The organism is Pectobacterium carotovorum, assembly GCF_033898505.1.
In the GTDB taxonomy this organism is placed as follows: domain Bacteria; phylum Pseudomonadota; class Gammaproteobacteria; order Enterobacterales; family Enterobacteriaceae; genus Pectobacterium; species Pectobacterium carotovorum_J.
Window position 1 is genome coordinate 484,740 of sequence record NZ_JAXAFK010000002.1, and the last position, 18,119, is coordinate 502,858.

Genomic DNA, 18,119 nt, shown 5'->3' on the forward strand with positions numbered 1-18,119 from the left:
ACAGGACATGACACGATGACTTTTTCCCGCTCAAAATCTGGTTCAGGCTTAACGCGCACGCCGCGTCAGGCGTGGGTACTGGAACCGCGTATGATGTTTGATGCCGCCGCCGTGATCACTGCGGTGGATGTGGCAGCACACGTCGCGGCAACGGACACGGCGCCCGGCGTTGATGCGACGCCGGTTAAGGCGACGGTCACCATCACCGACTCCAGCGACAGTTTCGAACCGGTCGATCTGTTCAGCGACGTTCGCGTATCGGCGGATAAAGGCGGGCAGGAGCTAAAAGATCTGGTGATTACCGTCAATCGCACGGGCGCGAACCAGGCGTTAGTCATCGACGGCACTGAAATTACGCTGGAAGCCGCCAATGGGGCAAAAACGACGGAAGGCGACGGAAAATATGGCTATACCGTTGCGGTTAGTGGTACGACGACAACCATCACCGTTAGCATTGCTTCATCTGACGCATTTCAGCCCAGTGACGTCACGAAGCTGATCGACGGTATTGCCTATAAGCCACTTGATAAAACCGTGGCCGGTGGTGATGTCGTGGTGACGCTGAAAAGCCTGAGCGATGAGAGCGACACTGCCGATCTGAATATCCACTCGACCGTCACTATCGACAGCAAGATCAATGTAGCACCGGTGGTGTCCGCATCGGATGCGCCTGAGCTGGCCGAATTAATCATCGTGCCCGGTATGGCATCACCGCAGGACGTGCGCTATTCCAGTAATGGTGATTACGCCTATGCCATCGGAAGCGATGGCACGCTGGGGGTCTTTACCGTCGGCGAGCACGGCAAGCTGACGTTGAGCCAAACGCTGAGCGGCATCAGTGCGCTCAAGGATGTGAAAGAGGTCGCGCTGAGTGCGGACAACCGTTCGCTATATGCCACTACTGGCAGTAGCGATATTGTCGCGCTTAGCCTTGACGAAAACGGGCTGGTGGTTCGACTCAGCGGCAGCGACGAACAGCCGGTGTATACCCAAACCATCTCTTCGCAAAACGGCAATATTACCGGGCTTGCCGTCTCCAGCGATGGTACTCAGGTTTATGCCACAACGCAGTGGAACGGCATGGTCGTTTTTACTCGCGATGCGGCAATGGGCAGCCTGACGTTACTCCAGCGCGTGGACAGCAGCGGGATCGATCGCAGTGGTATCGTGGCGAGCAGCGGTAACTATGTTGTTACCATCGGAATGGGTGCAAAGCATACGTTATCGGTTTTCCAACGGGGCGAGGACGGAAAATTAACGCCAGTCACGACGCTGGAAACGTCTGGGGAAGGTTATGGGGCGGTAGAGTATCAACTGGCGATCTCGAAGGATCAGCAGTTCATCTACGTTGCCGATCCTGACAGCGGTGAAATCAGCGTCTATCAACTGCGTGACGGTACTGAAGGGAAAACGCTGGCTCATACGGACACAAAAACGCTGGAAGGCGTCAACGCGCTCTATTTTAACGCCAACGGCAGCCAGCTTTATGCGCTGAGCAGCGAAGGCGAGTTGCAGATTTATAGCGTCAACGCATCGACGGGGGCGCTGAGTGAAAACGGCCAGATTAAGAATATTGGCGATACGCGCGGCATGGTGCTGTCACCCGATGGACAATCACTCCTGATCGCCGGTGAGACCATTCAGCGCTTTAGTGCATTACGCACTTATCTCTATGGTAGCGACTTGCCGTTTGCCGATCATATCGCGCTTTCCGATAGCAATCTGGATGTGCTAAACGGTGGTGCAGGTAACTATAACGGCGCTGTGGTGACCATCGGTCGTGAAACGCCCTCGGCAGACGATCAATTCGGCCTAAGCGCAGGCAACAACCTGACGCTGCAAGATGGCAAAGTTCTGCAATCAGGCACAGAGATTGGGACGTTCACGCAGAATCAGGGCGTGCTCAGCGTGACGTTTACCGCTGATGTGACGAAAGAAACGGCTAATAACGTCCTGAAGCAAATCACCTATCGCAACGTCGGCAGCCAGAGCTCGGCCGAAACGGTGGTGCTGACGGTGACGGCGAACGATGGCGAGCTGAGCAGCACGGTAACCACTGTCGCGCTGCTGCTGACCGCCAACAGCGCGCCAACGCTGGTCAGTCAGGGCGGAAGTAACCTGACGCTGGATACGCGCGGCACGTCCGTCACGCTGTTCAAAGACACCGCGATTAATACCGGAGAAGCTGGACAGGCGCTGACCAAACTGTCGATCGGGATTGATGGCCTAAACAATCCGCATCAGGAATACCTGACGGTGGATGGTACGGTTATCGATCTGAGTAAAGACAGCGCTGGCACGACGGTGAGCGGCTACCAGTATACCTACACTTATAACGCCCTGAGCGGTGAGTCGTCACTGGTGCTGAGCAGCGTTCAGGGCATCAGCAGCATGGCGATGATGAAGCTGGTCGATGGTCTGAGCTACTCAGCCGGTAAAGAGAGCACCAGCGCCAGCGGCTTGCGTACCATCACCTTAACCGAGTTGCAGGATAACGGCGGCACCGCCAATGGCGGAAGCGATACCGCGACGCTGACGGTTTCTGGTAGCGTCAATCTGGCCTTCAACGAACTGCCAACGATCGAGGCAACCTATTCCCCCGATGCCACACTGTTTTATAACGCGGGTACGCTAAGCGGTTACAGCGAGCGCGTCTCGGCGATTAGTGTCTCTCAGGATGGGAAAACCCTGCTAGTCACTGGCAGTGAAGGGAACAATAACAGCGGCAAGACTTATCTGCGCGTTTACGCGCGTGATGCGGAAACCGGCGCATTAACGTTATTACAAAGCTTCACGCAGGGTGAGCAGGACGATCCATCCACCCCTGCGATTGAAGTTAACGGCCTGAACACCATCACCACGCTGGCGCAGTCGAAAGATGGCTCCAGCGTGTATGTCGCGGGAGGCAGCGGAAGCGCCTACTCGCTGGTGCAGTTTAGCCGTGATGCCACAACGGGACAGCTGAGCTATGTCGGCGTGGTTGCCACGCAGGGCGTGAATGGCGTCAGCGGCCTGGATGCGGCAGTTTCCGAGATCGTGCTGTCCGAAGATGGCACCTCGTTGTACACCATTAACGGTGTGACGCCCATCGATGGTTCTACGAGTAAAAACGAGATTACCTTTTTCTCACGTGATACTACCTCCGGTGCGCTGACGTTTGTCGGCTCGCTGGTGGGCGGCGACACCATTCCGGTGAGAAGCCCTAGCGGCATCGTACTGTCCAGTGACGGCACATCGGCTTATATCTCCAATCTGGGGAATCACAGTATTACCGTGTTGTCGCGCGATGCCGCGACGGGCAGCCTGAGCTATGTCACCACGATTAATAAAACCACGATAGCGGCTGATGCGAACAGCGCGGACATTCCGAAGGACGATCGTTACCTCAACGGGTTGCAGGATATCGTGATCTCCCCTGATAACCGTTTTGTCTATGTTTCATCAAATTCGCAGGGTACCGTCTCGATTTTCAGCCGCGATGCGGATACGGGCGCATTGACCTACGCTGGGACGATGGATTTGTACAACAGTGAAAGCCATGTTCCTGATGAGCTACGAGCAACATCACTGCGTGAAATCATTATCTCTCAGGACGGTTCGGCGTTGTATGTTGCTGCGTTCGGCAGTAAATCACTGTTGGTATTCGCCCGCGACGCTGATTCCGGTGCCTTAACCTACCGTAATAGCGTTGAACTCTCGGTTAATACCGTCAACCATCTTGCCGTCAGTGCGGATGGCAAGAATATCTATGCCGGGGTGAGTACGTTCTTTGCCGGGCTAAGCGTGTCCACCGCTGCGGCGAATGCACCTTATAGCCAGACCACGGATGCGTCGTTTGCAACAGGCGTCACTCTGTCAGATCTGGAGTTGGATGCCGCCGATGACTACAAGGGCGCGACGATTGCCATTAGTCGTAACGGCGATGTGTCGGCAAACGACCATTTCGCTTTCCAGAATGGGAACGGGTTAACGCTGTCCGGCAACGACATTCAGTATGAGGGCGCGACTATTGGCACCTTCAATGTGAGTGAAGGGGCGGTGAAGGTGGTGTTTACCGATAGCGTCACTAAAACGGTCGCCAATCAGGTGCTGCATCAGATGACTTACCGTCATGATGGTGATGCAACGGGGGCATCGATCCCGTTGAATATCACCTTTAGCGACGGCGGTAAAGAGACCAGTCTGCTATTGACGCTGGTGCCGAATAAGCCGCCCGTGGTGGATAATAGCGAGTACGCCCCGCCGTCTGGCGTAGCCGGGCAGCATTACGCGCAAACTCTCCCTGACGATCTGTTCCGTGATCCTGAAAATGGCGCGCTGACGTGGCAGGTGAATGGCCTTCCGGCGGGGTTAACCTTCGATGCCGATACACGCACGATTTCCGGCACGCCGACGCTCAATGGCGCGGGAAACTTCTCTATTACCGTCATCGCGACGGATGCGTCGGGCGAACAGGCGGAGCAGACGCTTACCCTAAAGATTGCCTCCGATCCTGCACAAATCCCAACGATCGGCGGTGAATCCAGCGCCCTTCAGAATGATTACGGCCTTGAGGGCTATGACTCCAATAGTTATGTGGATGTGCTGAGCGGGGTGAAAGATAGCCAACTGTCTGCGGATGGCAAAACGCTCTATGTCGTGAGCGCCCCAGAGAGTGGTTCGGCAGTACTGAGCGTGTTTGTCCGTAACGAAGAAGGCAAATTTACCCTGTCGAAGACCTTCTTTAACTACCGATCCGTTTACAACAATGAAACGGAGCAAATGGATAACGTGGTGGACAACGCCGGATTGGCGGGCGCATCAGACGTCACCCTGTCTGCCGATGGGCAGTACCTGTATGTGGTGGGCAGTGAAGGCAACGCGGTGACAATCTTCCGCGTCGGCAGCGACGGCGAACTGACGCAAGCTGGTGTGCTTGATCAAGCCGCTCTGGGTGGTCATACGCTGGATATGCGTTCCCAGATTGTTTCTCAGGGCGATTACCTCTATCTCACCGCTGCCCAGTCAGGCAGTGATAACGACAGCCGCAGCGTGCTGGTGTTTAAGCGCGGGGCGGACGGTACGCTAGCGGCGGTTTCTCAGGCTGATAACCTGATTGGGGCGAGCCGTCTTGTGCTCGATCCAACCGGGCGTTACCTGTTCGTGTCGGGTTCCGGCAGTACCGTTGGCGTCACGGCTTTCAGCATTGATGCACAAGGAGCGTTGTCTCAGGTCGGCCAGATTAGCGGAACGAGCGAGTATTACATCAATGGGCTGGCGCTGTCGCCCGATGGCAAAACGCTGTATGCGATTCATGCCGATGTGGGCAATTACACGCTCAATACGATAACGGTTGGTGCAGATGGCGCACTCACGCTGGCATCGACGGTACCGTTTGTCGATGACGGTGGTGATTCCGGCGAGGCGTTGGCAAGCAATCTGGTGGTCTCCGCGGATGGTACAGCGCTATTTGTGATCGGGAAGAACATCACTATCTTCTCCCGTGCTGAAGATGGCAGCCTGACCCTGAAGCAGACTGTGAGCAGCGGCTGGGACAGTTCACTCGGTATCAGTTTCTCATCGTTGCAAAACATAGCGTTGAGTGCAGACGGCAAACAGCTGTATCTGATCGGCGGCGATAAAATTCATGTGCTGAATGTCGGCACCGCGGGTGCCACTTATACCGAAGGGCAGGAGGCCACGGTGTTGCTGCCGTCAGGCCGTCTGTCCGATCCGCAGCTTGATGCGCTGAATGAAGGGAAAGGCGACTATAGCGGTGCCAGCATCACGGTGGGCCGACAAGAAGGCGGGCTACCGGAAGATACTTTTGGTTTTAAAGCGGATAACGGTTTAACGCGTGATGGCGACAATATCCTGAAAGATGGCATCGCGATTGCGACCTTTACGCAGGTGGAGGGCGTGCTGACGGTGACGTTTACGGCGGCGGTGACCAAAGCCGATGCGCAGAACGTACTGCGCCAGATTACCTACCACAACACCAGTCAGGATCCTGAACAGGCGGGAGCGTCACCGACATTCACCTTCAGTATGAATGACGGCGACAATAACATTGCTAACACGGATATCACCGTTACTCTCATTGGCGTGAACGATCCGGCGGTATTGAATACCACGGTGCTTAACCCGCAGATTCCGGGCAACGGCGAGTTCGTTAAGCTGTTTAAAGATACCCATGTCGACACCATTGAGAGCGGACAGACCATCTGGCAGGTGGTGCTGACGTTTGATGTCTCAGGCCCTAACGAAGTTATTAGCGTCGATGGCAGCACGATTGTGCTCGAAAAATCCAGCGGTGTTCCCCGCACCGCCAGCGGCTTGCAATACTCTGTTGATGTGAAGGACGGTAAAGCGACGGTTCTCCTGTACGTCGGGAGAGACGCGAGTGGAACCGCCGCGATCATTGACAGCATTGGCTACAACTATCTCGGCAGTGAATCCAGCGGTGAACGCCATGTCACCCTGATGATCAAGGAAAATAGTTATAACGGCAGCGCACCGGAAACCAAACTGGAACAGGCGATTACGTTGACGCTAGCACCAGCGGCAGAAACCAATACTGCTCCGGTCATTACGATTCCGGACACTACGCCAACCTATACCGAACGCGCTGAGCCTGTTGCGCTGGCACCGGACGCGACGGTGTCCGATGCACAGATGGACAAACTCAACGGCGGCAAGGGCAACTATGACGGCGCGACGCTGAAAATCACGCTGGGTGATGGCAAAACGGCGCTGGATAAGCTGGGCTTCAATGCAGGCAACGGCCTGACGCTATCGGGCGATACGCTGCAGAAAGATGGTGTCACCATTGGTCAGGTTAGTAACCAAGACGGCGTGCTGACGATTCGCTTTAATGCTAATGCAGGCACGGTTCCGACGACGGAAGATGTACAGAATACGCTGCGCCAGATTACCTACGCCAGCGACAGCCATACGCCTGCCGCGCAGGTGGCGGTGACGGTAACGCTGTCCGATCGTTATCTGGAATCTCAGGTCACGGCCTTGTCGGTGGCGATTACCGCGATCAACGACACGCCTGTCGTGGCGAACGATCCGGTGCTCTCTGCCGATGAACTGCGTCTGGTGAATACCTATACCGCGATTAGTGGGCTGGGCACGTTGACGGCTGCCGCCCGTACGACCGATGGGCTGTCGCTGTATGTCAGCGATGATAAAGGCGCGATTGCTTTATTCCAGCGTGATGCGAACAGCGGCGAATTAACCTATGTGCGTACCTTCGCCGCCGCAGAGAGCGTGACAGGAATAAGCCAGCTACAGGTTTCCGCCGAGGGTAACAGCGTGTATGCGCTGCGTGCCGATGGCAATGCGATTGTCTGGTTTAGCCGGGATGCTAACGGTGAATTGACCCATAAGGCCACGATAGAAAGTGATTATGATATCGATGGGGGCAATCTCTATAACATCAACGGAATTGCTCTGTCTGATGACGGGAAAAACCTTTATCTCATCAACAGCTACAACGGCCAGTTAGCCTACTTCAGCCGTGACACCGCAACGGGTGCATTAACCTATGTTGAAGCGCTGGGCGGGAGTATGTGGAGCGAGCCTTACCTATGGGCTCCGACCAGCATTCTCAGCCGCGGCAACCTGTTGTTTGTCACGACGGCAATCAACGATACCTCAACGGTTATTGTTTATCAGCGTGATGACAGCGGCAAACTGACGCCGTTGGGATACGTCCGCGGCTTTACTGATGCCGCAGGCAATACCGTGCAACTCTCAGGGCTGGAGCAGCTCACCGTCAGCGCCGATGGCCGTAGCGTCTTTGTCGCCAGCGCAGGGCAGATCGATGCTTTCGCGCTGGATACTGCAACGGGAACCTTTACGCACCTTGCCCGCATCGCGGCAGAAGGCACGGTGAGTGATATCGCCCTCTCTGCGGATGCACGAGTGCTGTATGTAACGAAAAACGATGGTGCGCTCACTCGCTATGTGTTGAACGATAAGGCGCTGATCCCACTCGATACGCTGATCAATAACGGTACAACCTTCGCCCATCTGCTGCCGGTTGATGGTGGGGTGATTGCGCTCGGCAACGGCGTGTCGGTGCTGGATGAAGCTTCCCGCCTGCCGGTTTACCGCGTTGACGGCCCGGCGGTCATCGTCGCACCGGCTATTGTCCTCAGTGATGCGGAACTGGATGCATTGAACAGCGGGGCGGGGAATTATCAGGGCGCATCGATCACGCTACAGCGCGGTGAAACGGTATCCGCAGGCGATCGCTTCGATTTTACTGCGGGTAATGGCTTTACGTTGGCAAATGGCGTGATTAGCAAAGATGGACAAGCGGTAGCGACCTTCACGCAGGTGGACGGCAAGCTCACCGTCACCTTTACTGCTGCGATTTCCCGTGCGGATGCGACGGCGCTGGCACGTCAGATTAGCTGGGCGACGAGCGCACCGCTGACGGGGAATACGACATCGTTGACGCTGGTGCTTAATGACGGCGTAGCCGATTCTGCGGCGCAGGCGCTTGGCGTGACACTGTCGAGAGAGGTTAACCAGCCGCCCGTTGGTCATGCCGAATTGTTCACCCCGCCAACGGCACAGGTTGGCACTCGCTGGTCCTATACATTACCCAATAGCCTGTTCAGCGATGCGGAAAATGATGTGCTGACGTTGTCGATCAACGGTCTACCGAACGGGCTGACGTTCGATGCTGCCACGCGCACGATCGGTGGCGATCCCGCCATTTCAGGTACGTTCAACCTGACGATTACCGCCACGGACAGCGCGGGCAACGCGACGGCGCTAAATGTGGCGCTGACGGTCAACGCGGCTTCGACACCGGTTGATCCCGGCACGCCGACGGAGCCGGCCAATCCCGATAACACCGCGACAGCGGCACCGGTGATTCTGGTACAGCAAGGCGTGAGCCTGCCTGCTGATTCGGGTGACAGAGAACGCGAACAGCCGCTGGGGGCGATTGTTGCCGATCTGTCTCGCCCGGAAGCACAACCGCTACCAACCAACATCGTCACCGAACCTGTACGCCAGCGTGATGCCGATACGTCACGCCAGTCGGATGCTCCTTGGGTGCTCGATCCCGTCATGTCATCGCTGATGCCGACGCTGGAGCAGGTCAATTTCTCTTCACGCGCTGAGGCGTCTATTCGCGATAACGCCGCGCTGCGTTCGGCTGATTCCAACCTGTTCCTGAGCGTGCGCGGTCAGACAACGTCGCTGGAATCGGCTTTCAGCAGCGTGCAGGGCGCGTTACAGCCGGATGCCTCCGGCGCACTCGCCTTTAGCTTGCCGCAGCGCATGTTCAGCGTGCGTGAAGGTAATGCCACGCTGACGCTGCAACTGGCGAACGGGCGTCCTTTACCTGCGTGGGTGCAGTTTGATGCCCGCAGCGGCGTGGTGCGCATTACCGACGCCAGTGCCGTGCAGGTTAATCAGATTCAACTGGCGCTGAAGGCGCAGGCCGTAGACGGCACCAGCCGGATCGTACCGATTACGCTGCAAACCGGACAGGGTGCTGGCACCGAGATGGCGACTGACCGTGGTGCGATGCAAGGGCCAGCCAACCCCACGATACAGCCAGCTGAAAGCCGGGATGTCGAACGGTTAGCGCCAGCGGGGAAAACCGCCTTTACCGAACAGCTGCGTCAGCATCAGCCGGAACAAGATGCGCTGCTAGCGGCGCTCAGTGAACTGAGCAGCCTGCGTGCATAACCAAGCGCAAACCTGGTAAAGCGCAGATCGAATACTGAGACGAGATTTTATTACTTAACCACTAACCCGGGCGCTTGCAGGCGGTAACCAACCCACCGCCTGCAAGATGAAGGGAACAGACAAATAGAAGATGGGGAGAACCCGGGTGAATCAGCACATAGCGCATTTCTGGGATAGCCAGCAACACGACAGTCAGCAGCAGAACGTTCAACACGAGGCTACACCACGCACCGCGGGTTCTCGAGCATTACGGATCGCGGTGACCCTTGCCTGTCTGGGGCTGGCTGGCTGTGCCGTCAAGCCTGAGCCGGTTACGATCGAACAGCAGGTTGCTCAGGCGCTGAGCGACAGAACGCAGATGTTCGCCAATCAGGAACCGGTGCGCGGCACGATCACGCTGGATGAAGCGATTGCCCGTGCGCTGAAATATAACCTGCAACAGCGGGTCGCGCTGATGGAACAGGCGATGGAAGATGACCTGTTGGGCGTACAGAATCTGGATATGCTATTACCTAAACTGACCGCGCGCGCCGGGCTGCAAACCCGCGACAACGTAGCCGGTTCCAGCAGCCAGTCGGTGACTACGGGACGACAATCGCTGGAAGCATCCACCAGTCAGGATCAGACCCAGCGCACCGCCGATCTGACGATGAGCTGGAACGTGCTGGATTTTGGTATCAGTTATTTCAACGCCAAAGTACAGGCGAACAAATCGCTGGCGGCGGAAGAACGCCGTCGTCGTGTCGTCGCGGATATTACCCGTCAGGTGCGGACGGCCTATTGGGAGGCCGCCACGGCGCAGCGTTTGCAGCCGGAAGTGACCACGGCGCTGACGCAGGCGCGTCAGGCGCTGGAATACGCGCGTCAGACCGAACAGCAGCGCCTGCTGGCACCGGTTGAGGCACTGCGTTTCCAGAAAAATATGCTGGAGATGGTGCGCCAGTTGGAAATCGTCGACAGCGATCTGGTGGTAGCAAAATCCCGTCTGGCCGCGTTGATGAATCTGCCGCCGTCGAGCAAATATGATGTTGTCGTGCCGAGCGAAAGCAGTCTGGTTGCGCCGAAGATGGCCTATTCGCTCGACGATCTGGAAAACTTCTCGATGGTTAAACGCCCGGAAGTGCGCGAAGAGAGCTATCTGGCACGCAATAGCGTACTGGAAACTCGTAAATCGCTGCTGCGTCTGCTGCCGGGCGTGTCGCTGTTTGCCGGTATCAACGGCGACAGCAACAGCTATCTGGTCAATCATCAGTGGGCAAACGCGGGCGTTCAGGTCAGCGGCAACCTGCTGAACGTGCTGTCGTGGTCGTCGGTTAAACGTGCCGGACAGGCGAATGAAGATCTGGCAGAAGTTCGTCGTCAGGCGCTACGCATGGCGGTGCTGACGCAGGTGAACGTTGCCTGGCAGGAATATCAGCAGAGTACGCGGATGTTCGGTCGCTACCAGGAACTGGCGCGGATTCAGCGCGGCATCCTCAATCAGACCACGCTCAGCGTACAGCATCGTGCCGAAACGCAGATGGAACAGGTGCGTGTCAGCACGGAAACCATTCTGACCACCCGCGCGCGTGACCGCAGTTTTGCCGATGTGCAGAACGCGCTGGGCGCGGTGTATCAGGCTGCCGGACTGGATGTACTGCCGGATAACGTGAGCGATGTCAGCCTGGCGGCGCTGAGCAGCTCGATTGCCCGCACCACGGGTAACCTTGAGAAAGGCGGCGTTGCGGTACCGCGTCTGTCCCTGTCAACACCGGCGACGTCGGCCACCACGACCGCTTCTGCCGTCACCTCTTCCGCAACAGGTTCAGCTGTCTCTAAGCCCATCACGCCTGTGGCTGTAACGCCACCGGCTAACGCGGGGAAACCCTACCGCGTCGTGAATACAGACATGTGGGATAACCTACAATCCCTACAGGCGGGAGGCTCGCGTTAATGGCTTTCGGCATGATGCGTCCGCTGTTGCTGGTGAGTGCGTTAAGTCTGCCCCTGTGGGGGCAGGCTGCGACGACGGGAGACATTCGCGTACAGCTTAGCGCGCAGCGCTATACCGTGTTATCCAGCGAAATTGCCGGAAAAGTGACGGATATTGCGGTGAAAGAGGGGGAACACTTCAAGCAGGGCGATACGCTGGTGACGTTTGACTGCACCGTGCTGCGTGAAAAGCTGAACTACTCAAACGCCGCAGAGAATGCCGCGCGTAAGAAGCTAGCGATTGCCGATCGACTGGATAAGCTCAATTCGATCAGCCTGTCGGATGTCGATCAGGCACGATCGTCGGTGTCGATGGCGCAGGCCGAAAGCGGCGTTAATCGCGCCATGCTGCAACGCTGTGTCATTAAAGCGCCGTTCTCCGGCCGCGTAACGGAAACCAAAGTGAAACGTTGGGAATCCGTGCCGGAAGGTAAAGAGCTGCTGGCGATTTATGATGACAGCGCGTTCGAGCTGGAAATGATTGTGCCGTCGCGCTGGCTGGTGTGGTTAAAGCAAGGCAGCGCTTTTCAGGTTACGCTGGATGAAACCGGACTGAGCTATCCGGCGGAAATCAGCCGGCTTTCTTCGGCGATCGATCCGGTTAGCCAATCGGTAAAAGTCTTTGGTCGCATTACCCAGTCTACTGCTGGATTACTGCCGGGCATGAGCGGTGTGGCGCAAATCGTGCCGCCTGATGCAGGCAGCGTGTCGCCATGACCGAACGGAACACGACAGCAGCACAAACTGAACAGGATACCCGGCTGGCGCTGCTGGCCGAGTTGTTGCAGCTGCAAAGCCGTGCCAGAGCGCGTGAAACGCTGGATGAACTGGCGTTTTTTATCGTCAACGAGACGCATAATTTAGTGAAGTATCGACAGGCGCTGCTGTGGGACGGCGATAAACGGCGCTTGCAGGCGGCCTCCGGGCTGGTCTCTCTCGATCACAACGCGCCGTTTTGTACCGAATTTAGCCGCCTGTGCCGCCAGTGGCAGGAAGAGGGGCGTCAAACGCAGGCGCTGCAATGCCGCGAGCTGCCTGCCGATGACCAGATTTTGTGGCAGGAACATCTGCCGGAATTTTTACTCTGGCTGCCGCTGCGTTTACCGCAGGGCGATACGCCGCTGGTGCTGGTGTTAGCACGGGATAGCGCGTGGCTGCCTGCCGAGATCGTGCTGCTGGAAAAACTGGCAGACGCCTACGCGCACGCCTGGTCGAGCCTGTGCAAAGTGCGCCGCCGCCCGTCGAAAACGCCGCCTGCCAGACGCCGTTTGATCGTTGCTGCGATCGTGGTGCTGGTGCTGATCTTATTGATTCCGGTTCGTCAGTCGGTGCTGGCGCCGGCGGAGATCGTCGCACATCGTCCGGTGATGGTGCGCGCCCCTGTGGCGGGCGTGGTGGATGACATACTGGTTCGCCCTAATCAGTCCGTCAGCGCTAATCAGTCGCTGGTGCGACTGGACGTGCGCGAACTGGAAAACCGGCTGGAATCGGCCCGACAGGCTTTTGCCACCGCCGATGCCCAGTATCGTCAGGCACAGCAGCAGGCGCTGTTCGATGCCAATAGCAAAGCCAGCCTGGCCGTGTTGCAAAGCCGCCGTGAGCAGGCGCAGAGTGACATGGATTTTCTGCAACGTCAGCAGGAACGCATGCAGCTCGTTTCCCCGCGCGACGGCGTGGCGATTTTTGATGATAGCAACGACTGGATTGGGCGCTCGGTGGCGGTGGGGGAACGTATTATGATGATCGCCGATCCGCACGATGTTGAGCTGGAGATTCAGTTGCCCGCGGCGGACGCGATCGCGTTGGAAAACGGCGCGGACGTGCGCCTGTTCCTCAATGTTGCGCCGAATTCGGCACAGGAAGCGCGACTTGAGCAGATCGGCTATCGCGCTGCGCCGACGCCGGATAATGTGATGGCCTATCGGCTTCGGGCGCGTTTTACGCAGGATGATCCGCAGCTGCGCGTGGGCCTGAAGGGGACCGCCAAGCTGTACGGGAAACGCACGGTGCTGTTCGTTTACCTGCTGCGTAAACCGTTGGCATCCCTGCGCGTCTGGCTGGGCGTCTGACGATGTCCGGAGGCGCGACGCCAGCCGCTGGGCTCAGCCCGCTACGCGATGAGCTGATCCTGCACGCCGGGCCGGCTAACCGCGACGGATCGCCCAGTTGGACGCTGGAAGATCCGCTGCGCGGTCTCTATTTTCGTATCGGCTGGGCAGAAATGGCGATGCTCTCGCGCTGGTCGATGGGGAACGCGGCGCAGATCGTGGCCGAGGTTAACCAGACTTCTGCACTGACGCTTGATGACAGTGATGTGCAGTATTTCAACCGCTTCCTACAGGCCAATAGCCTGACGCGTGTTTCCGGCGATGATGCGCTGGCACAATTTTCTCGTCAGGTGGAACAGTCGCGCGTTTCCATTTGGCGCAAGCTGTTGAAGAATTATCTGTTTTTTCGCATTCCCTTATGGCACCCCGATCGCTTTCTGGGCGCGACGCTGCCGTGGATCGAACCGTTTTTCAGCCGGACTTTCCTCAAACTGACGCTGCTGGTGGCCGTGCTGGGGCTCTTCCTCGCCGGACGCCAGTGGGAAACGTTCAAGCATACGTTTCTGCATTTCTTCACGCTGGAAGGCGCGGCGCTGGCGGGGCTAACGCTGTGCTTTACCAAAATTCTGCACGAGTTCGGCCACGCCTACACCTGCAAACGTTTTGGTGCGCGGGTTGCCACGATGGGCGTCGCGTTTCTGGTGATGATGCCAGTGCTGTACACCGATACGTCCGGCTCGTGGAAGCTCACACGCCGGCGGCAGCGGATGGCGATTGGCGCGGCAGGCATGATGACCGAGCTGGTGCTGGCGGCGTGGGCGACGCTGGCATGGAGCTTCTTGCCGGACGGCATGCTGCGCAGCGCCGCGTTTATGCTGGCGACGACAACCTGGATTATGACGCTGGCGATTAACCTCAGCCCGCTGATGCGCTTCGACGGCTATTTTCTGCTGTCCGATGGATTACAGATGCCGAACCTGCAAAACCGGGGCTTTGCTATCGGCCGTTGGCAGATGCGGGAATGGCTGTTTGGCTTAGGGGATGCCCCGCCGGAGCACTTTCCGCGCTGGCTGCAACGCACGCTGGTGGGTTATGCCTTTGCGGTGTGGATATACCGTTTCTTCCTGTTTACTGGTATCGCGATTCTGGTTTATCACATGGCGTTCAAGCTGCTGGGGATGCTGCTTTTCGCGATTGAAATCGGCTATTTCGTGGTGATGCCGGTAGTGAATGAAGTGCGCGAATGGAGTAAACGTCGTAAGGATTACCGTATGAACCGTAATATGACGACAACGCTGGCCGTGAGCGCTGTGATTCTGCTCTTACTGATGCTTCCCTGGCAGCGCGGCGTGTACGCACCGGCACTGCTGCGGGCGGAACAGCAAAGCAGCCTGTATATGCCCGTACCGGCGATGATTCAGCGCATTGAGGTGCAGGTCGGTCAGCCTGTGCGCGCCGGACAGACGCTGTTTACGCTGTCGTCTGACGCACTGGCGCATGAGCGGCAGCAGTTGGAGCGACAAATCGCCACGCTGAACTGGCAAAGTACCTTTCAGGTATTCAACAAGGAAGCGGCTGGCGATCACCAGCGGGTGAAGCAGGAGCACGACGCGGCGCTGCAAAAGTTACAGGTCTTGCAGCGTCAGTCTGAACAACTGACGGTACGTGCGCCGATAGACGGCGTGGTGGCTGACATGACAACGCCGCTGGAACCTGGCGAGTGGCTGGGGCAGGGCGAATGGCTGGCGGTCGTCACCAAGCCAACCGGCGGGCTGGTGGAAGCGTTCGTGTCGGAAAAAGACTGGCAGCGGCTCCGCACGGGCGCAAAGGGGACGTTTTATTTACAGGACGTGAGTCGCTCGTCGCTGCCGCTCACTATTGTGGAGATTGCCAGCACGGCAACCCGCGATCTGAATGCTGCGCCGGAACTGGCATCGATTTATGGCGGCGATATTGCCACGTTGAGCGACGCACAGCGCAAGTTGCATCCTGAACAGGCCGTTTATCGCGTGTTGCTCAGTCTGCCTGACGATTATCGTGCTCAGCCGCAGGTGCTGCGCGGCACGGTGGTGATGGACGGTGAGGCGCAAAGCCTGTTGGTCCGCGGCTGGAAAGTTGTGTCCGCCGTACTGATTCGCGAGCTGTCATTCTGATCAGTTTTAATTTCTGCGATGTCGATCCTGACTTTCTTCCTGTCATTGCCAGCTTCTTGTTTCTGCTGGCATTGACGTGAAGGAGGGCGCTTATCTCCTCGATTATGTTGTCCACACTACTGCTATATATTTCAAATAGCGGGAATTTTTTGATATCTCAGGCTACACCCAATGTTGGATATTAGGGGAAACACGGTGATGAGGTTCCCGCAGGGATACCTCGCACCGTGGTAGCCCCGTGTATCTCGATATTGAAGCGGCAGTAGCCTGAACGGATGCGATAAAAATTTCTGTCTAACCAATGGAACACAAGAGGGCTGACTGTGAAGCGATCTGTCTTGTTGTTGATAGGGGCCATGCTGGCTCCCTATAGCTATAGCGCGCAGGATAATGCGGTGTCGTTATCCGTTTCTGGTTTGCATACCGTTCTGGATAACGGCTTGCTGAAAGTCGCTTTCGGGGAGGATGGCAGCGCGGTGAGCATGGTGACGGGAGGCAAAAATATCGTCACCAACCTGTCCGGTGCAGCGCGCGACCCGAGTAAAACGCGCAGCGCTTATCTCGATTACTATGTTAACGATACTCATGTTAAGGGCGTCAAAGATTTTGTCCCTGATCGGATAGAGGTGCTGCGCAACGATCGAGATATAGCGCATGTCGCCTATATCGACGATCGGGACGGGCTGTTACGGCTAGAATATCACCTGATCATGCGTCGCGGCGTTAGCGGTCTTTACAGCTATGTGGTGGCCGAGAATAGCGGCAGTCAGGATGTTAAAGTCAGTGAATTGCGTAACGTATACCGCTTCGATCCTGCTCGGTTAGACCATCTCTACAACGGCGAACGTCAGGGTAAACCGCTGCTCTACAGCCAGCTTGAAGCCTCGCCGAAGGTACAAGATGAAACCTGGCGGTTGCCGGATGGCAGCATTTATTCCAAATATGATTTCGCCGGTTATATGCGTGGCGCGCCTTTCTGGGGCGTTTTCGGTAATGGCGTGGGGGCGTGGTTGATTCACGGTAATCGGGAGTATTTCTCCGGCGATGCGCTCAAGCAGGATCTGCTGGTGCATCAGGATGCCATTATTCTGAACTATATGACGGGGGCGCATCTCGGCACACCGGATATGGTGGCAGCACCGGGCTGGAAAAAATTCTACGGTCCGTGGCTGCTGTATATCAATCAGGGCGATACTGAACAGATGCTGGCAGATGCCCGACGTCAGGCGCTGACAGAAGCCGTCAGTTGGCCGTACACATGGGTGGACGATTCCCGGTATGCGCGCGATCGCACACAGGTTAGCGGACGCGTTGCCAGCCAGCAGTCGGTAACCGTCGTGCTTTCATCGTCATTGGATGAACCGTTTGATGTGCAAACTCTCGGCTATTCGTATCAGGCAACCACGGATACTCAGGGAAATTTCACATTTCCCCATGTTCGTCCGGGTAATTACCATCTGACGGTATACGCCAGCAGCGGTACGCAACCAGGGATATTGGCAGAGCAAACGCTGTCCATTTCCGGCGATGAGCAGGCGCTGCCTGTGATTGCTCTGCCCAAAGCCGAATCGGTTGTCTGGGCGATTGGACAGGCAAATCGGCAAGCGAGTGAATTCCGCTTTGGCGATGAGGCTCGTAACACCCGCTGGCAGCATGAGGTTCCGGCAAATCTGACGTTTGATATTGGCCACAGCGATTATCAACGCGACTGGTATTATGCGCAGACCAAACCGGGAAAATGGGATATCCGTTTTGCTCTGCGGCCTGAGAAGGACACCTATTTCCTGAATATCGCACTGGCGGCAGCGAGCAACAGCGGCATGAGTGAGCCGACCCTGCCACAGCTGGCGGTAGCGGTAAACGGTAGCACGCTGGAGACGCTGACTTACGAAAACGATAAAGCCATTTATCGCGGCGCGCTACAGAGCGGTCGCTACCACATTGCCCGTATCCCCGTGTCATCCCGTTTCCTGAAAAACGGCAACAACACAATCACACTGCAATTAAAAGGCGGCAGCGTGATGTACGACGTGGTGACCTTAAGCGAGGAGTAAAACCCGGTTGTGAAGTGTTGGCTAAATGGCACTGATAGATCTATAAGACAATGATGCATTATTTTTAAATTATTTTAAATAACAATGCGTTGGTGTTTTTATTCCTTCGCGTAAAAAATTGCGCTGAGGTGGGTGGGGCTGCCGGGTGAACGGCAGGACGCCGTGAAAGTCAGTGCCGCGCCGGGAGCGCGTCA

Annotated in this window: 6 protein-coding genes; all 6 read left to right on the forward strand. The window is 57.0% G+C overall.

From position 1 onward, the window contains the following. Window positions 1-15 precede the first annotated feature (15 nt). The 6 genes from R9X49_RS14240 to R9X49_RS14265 all read left to right on the forward strand — a co-directional run bounded on the left by R9X49_RS14240 (window position 16) and on the right by R9X49_RS14265 (window position 17,925). The gene (locus tag R9X49_RS14240) at window positions 16-9,699 is read left to right on the forward strand and encodes a beta-propeller fold lactonase family protein (RefSeq protein ID WP_319849023.1); all 9,684 of its coding nucleotides are present in this window, start codon (window positions 16-18) and stop codon (window positions 9,697-9,699) included. A 145-nt stretch (window positions 9,700-9,844) separates the two neighbouring features. Further along, entirely contained in the window at window positions 9,845-11,632 is a 1,788-nt protein-coding gene (locus tag R9X49_RS14245) for a TolC family protein (RefSeq protein ID WP_319849024.1), read from the forward strand. Next, window positions 11,632-12,387 carry an efflux RND transporter periplasmic adaptor subunit gene (locus tag R9X49_RS14250; protein ID WP_319849025.1) on the forward strand — a complete coding sequence of 252 codons (756 nt, stop codon included), beginning with the start codon at window positions 11,632-11,634 and terminating at the stop codon, window positions 12,385-12,387. Before R9X49_RS14245 ends, R9X49_RS14250 begins: the two co-directional genes overlap by 1 nt. Then, on the forward strand, window positions 12,384-13,739 hold the full coding sequence (locus R9X49_RS14255) for an efflux RND transporter periplasmic adaptor subunit (RefSeq protein ID WP_319849026.1): 1,356 nt from the start codon (window positions 12,384-12,386) through the stop codon (window positions 13,737-13,739). Before R9X49_RS14250 ends, R9X49_RS14255 begins: the two co-directional genes overlap by 4 nt. A gap of 2 nt (window positions 13,740-13,741) precedes the next feature. Next, window positions 13,742-15,871 (forward strand): HlyD family efflux transporter periplasmic adaptor subunit, encoded by a 2,130-nt coding sequence (locus R9X49_RS14260; protein WP_319849027.1) that lies wholly within the window; start codon window positions 13,742-13,744, stop codon window positions 15,869-15,871. A 323-nt stretch (window positions 15,872-16,194) separates the two neighbouring features. Beyond that, the gene (locus R9X49_RS14265) at window positions 16,195-17,925 is read left to right on the forward strand and encodes a polysaccharide lyase family protein (RefSeq protein WP_319849028.1); all 1,731 of its coding nucleotides are present in this window, start codon (window positions 16,195-16,197) and stop codon (window positions 17,923-17,925) included. Window positions 17,926-18,119 lie beyond the last annotated feature (194 nt).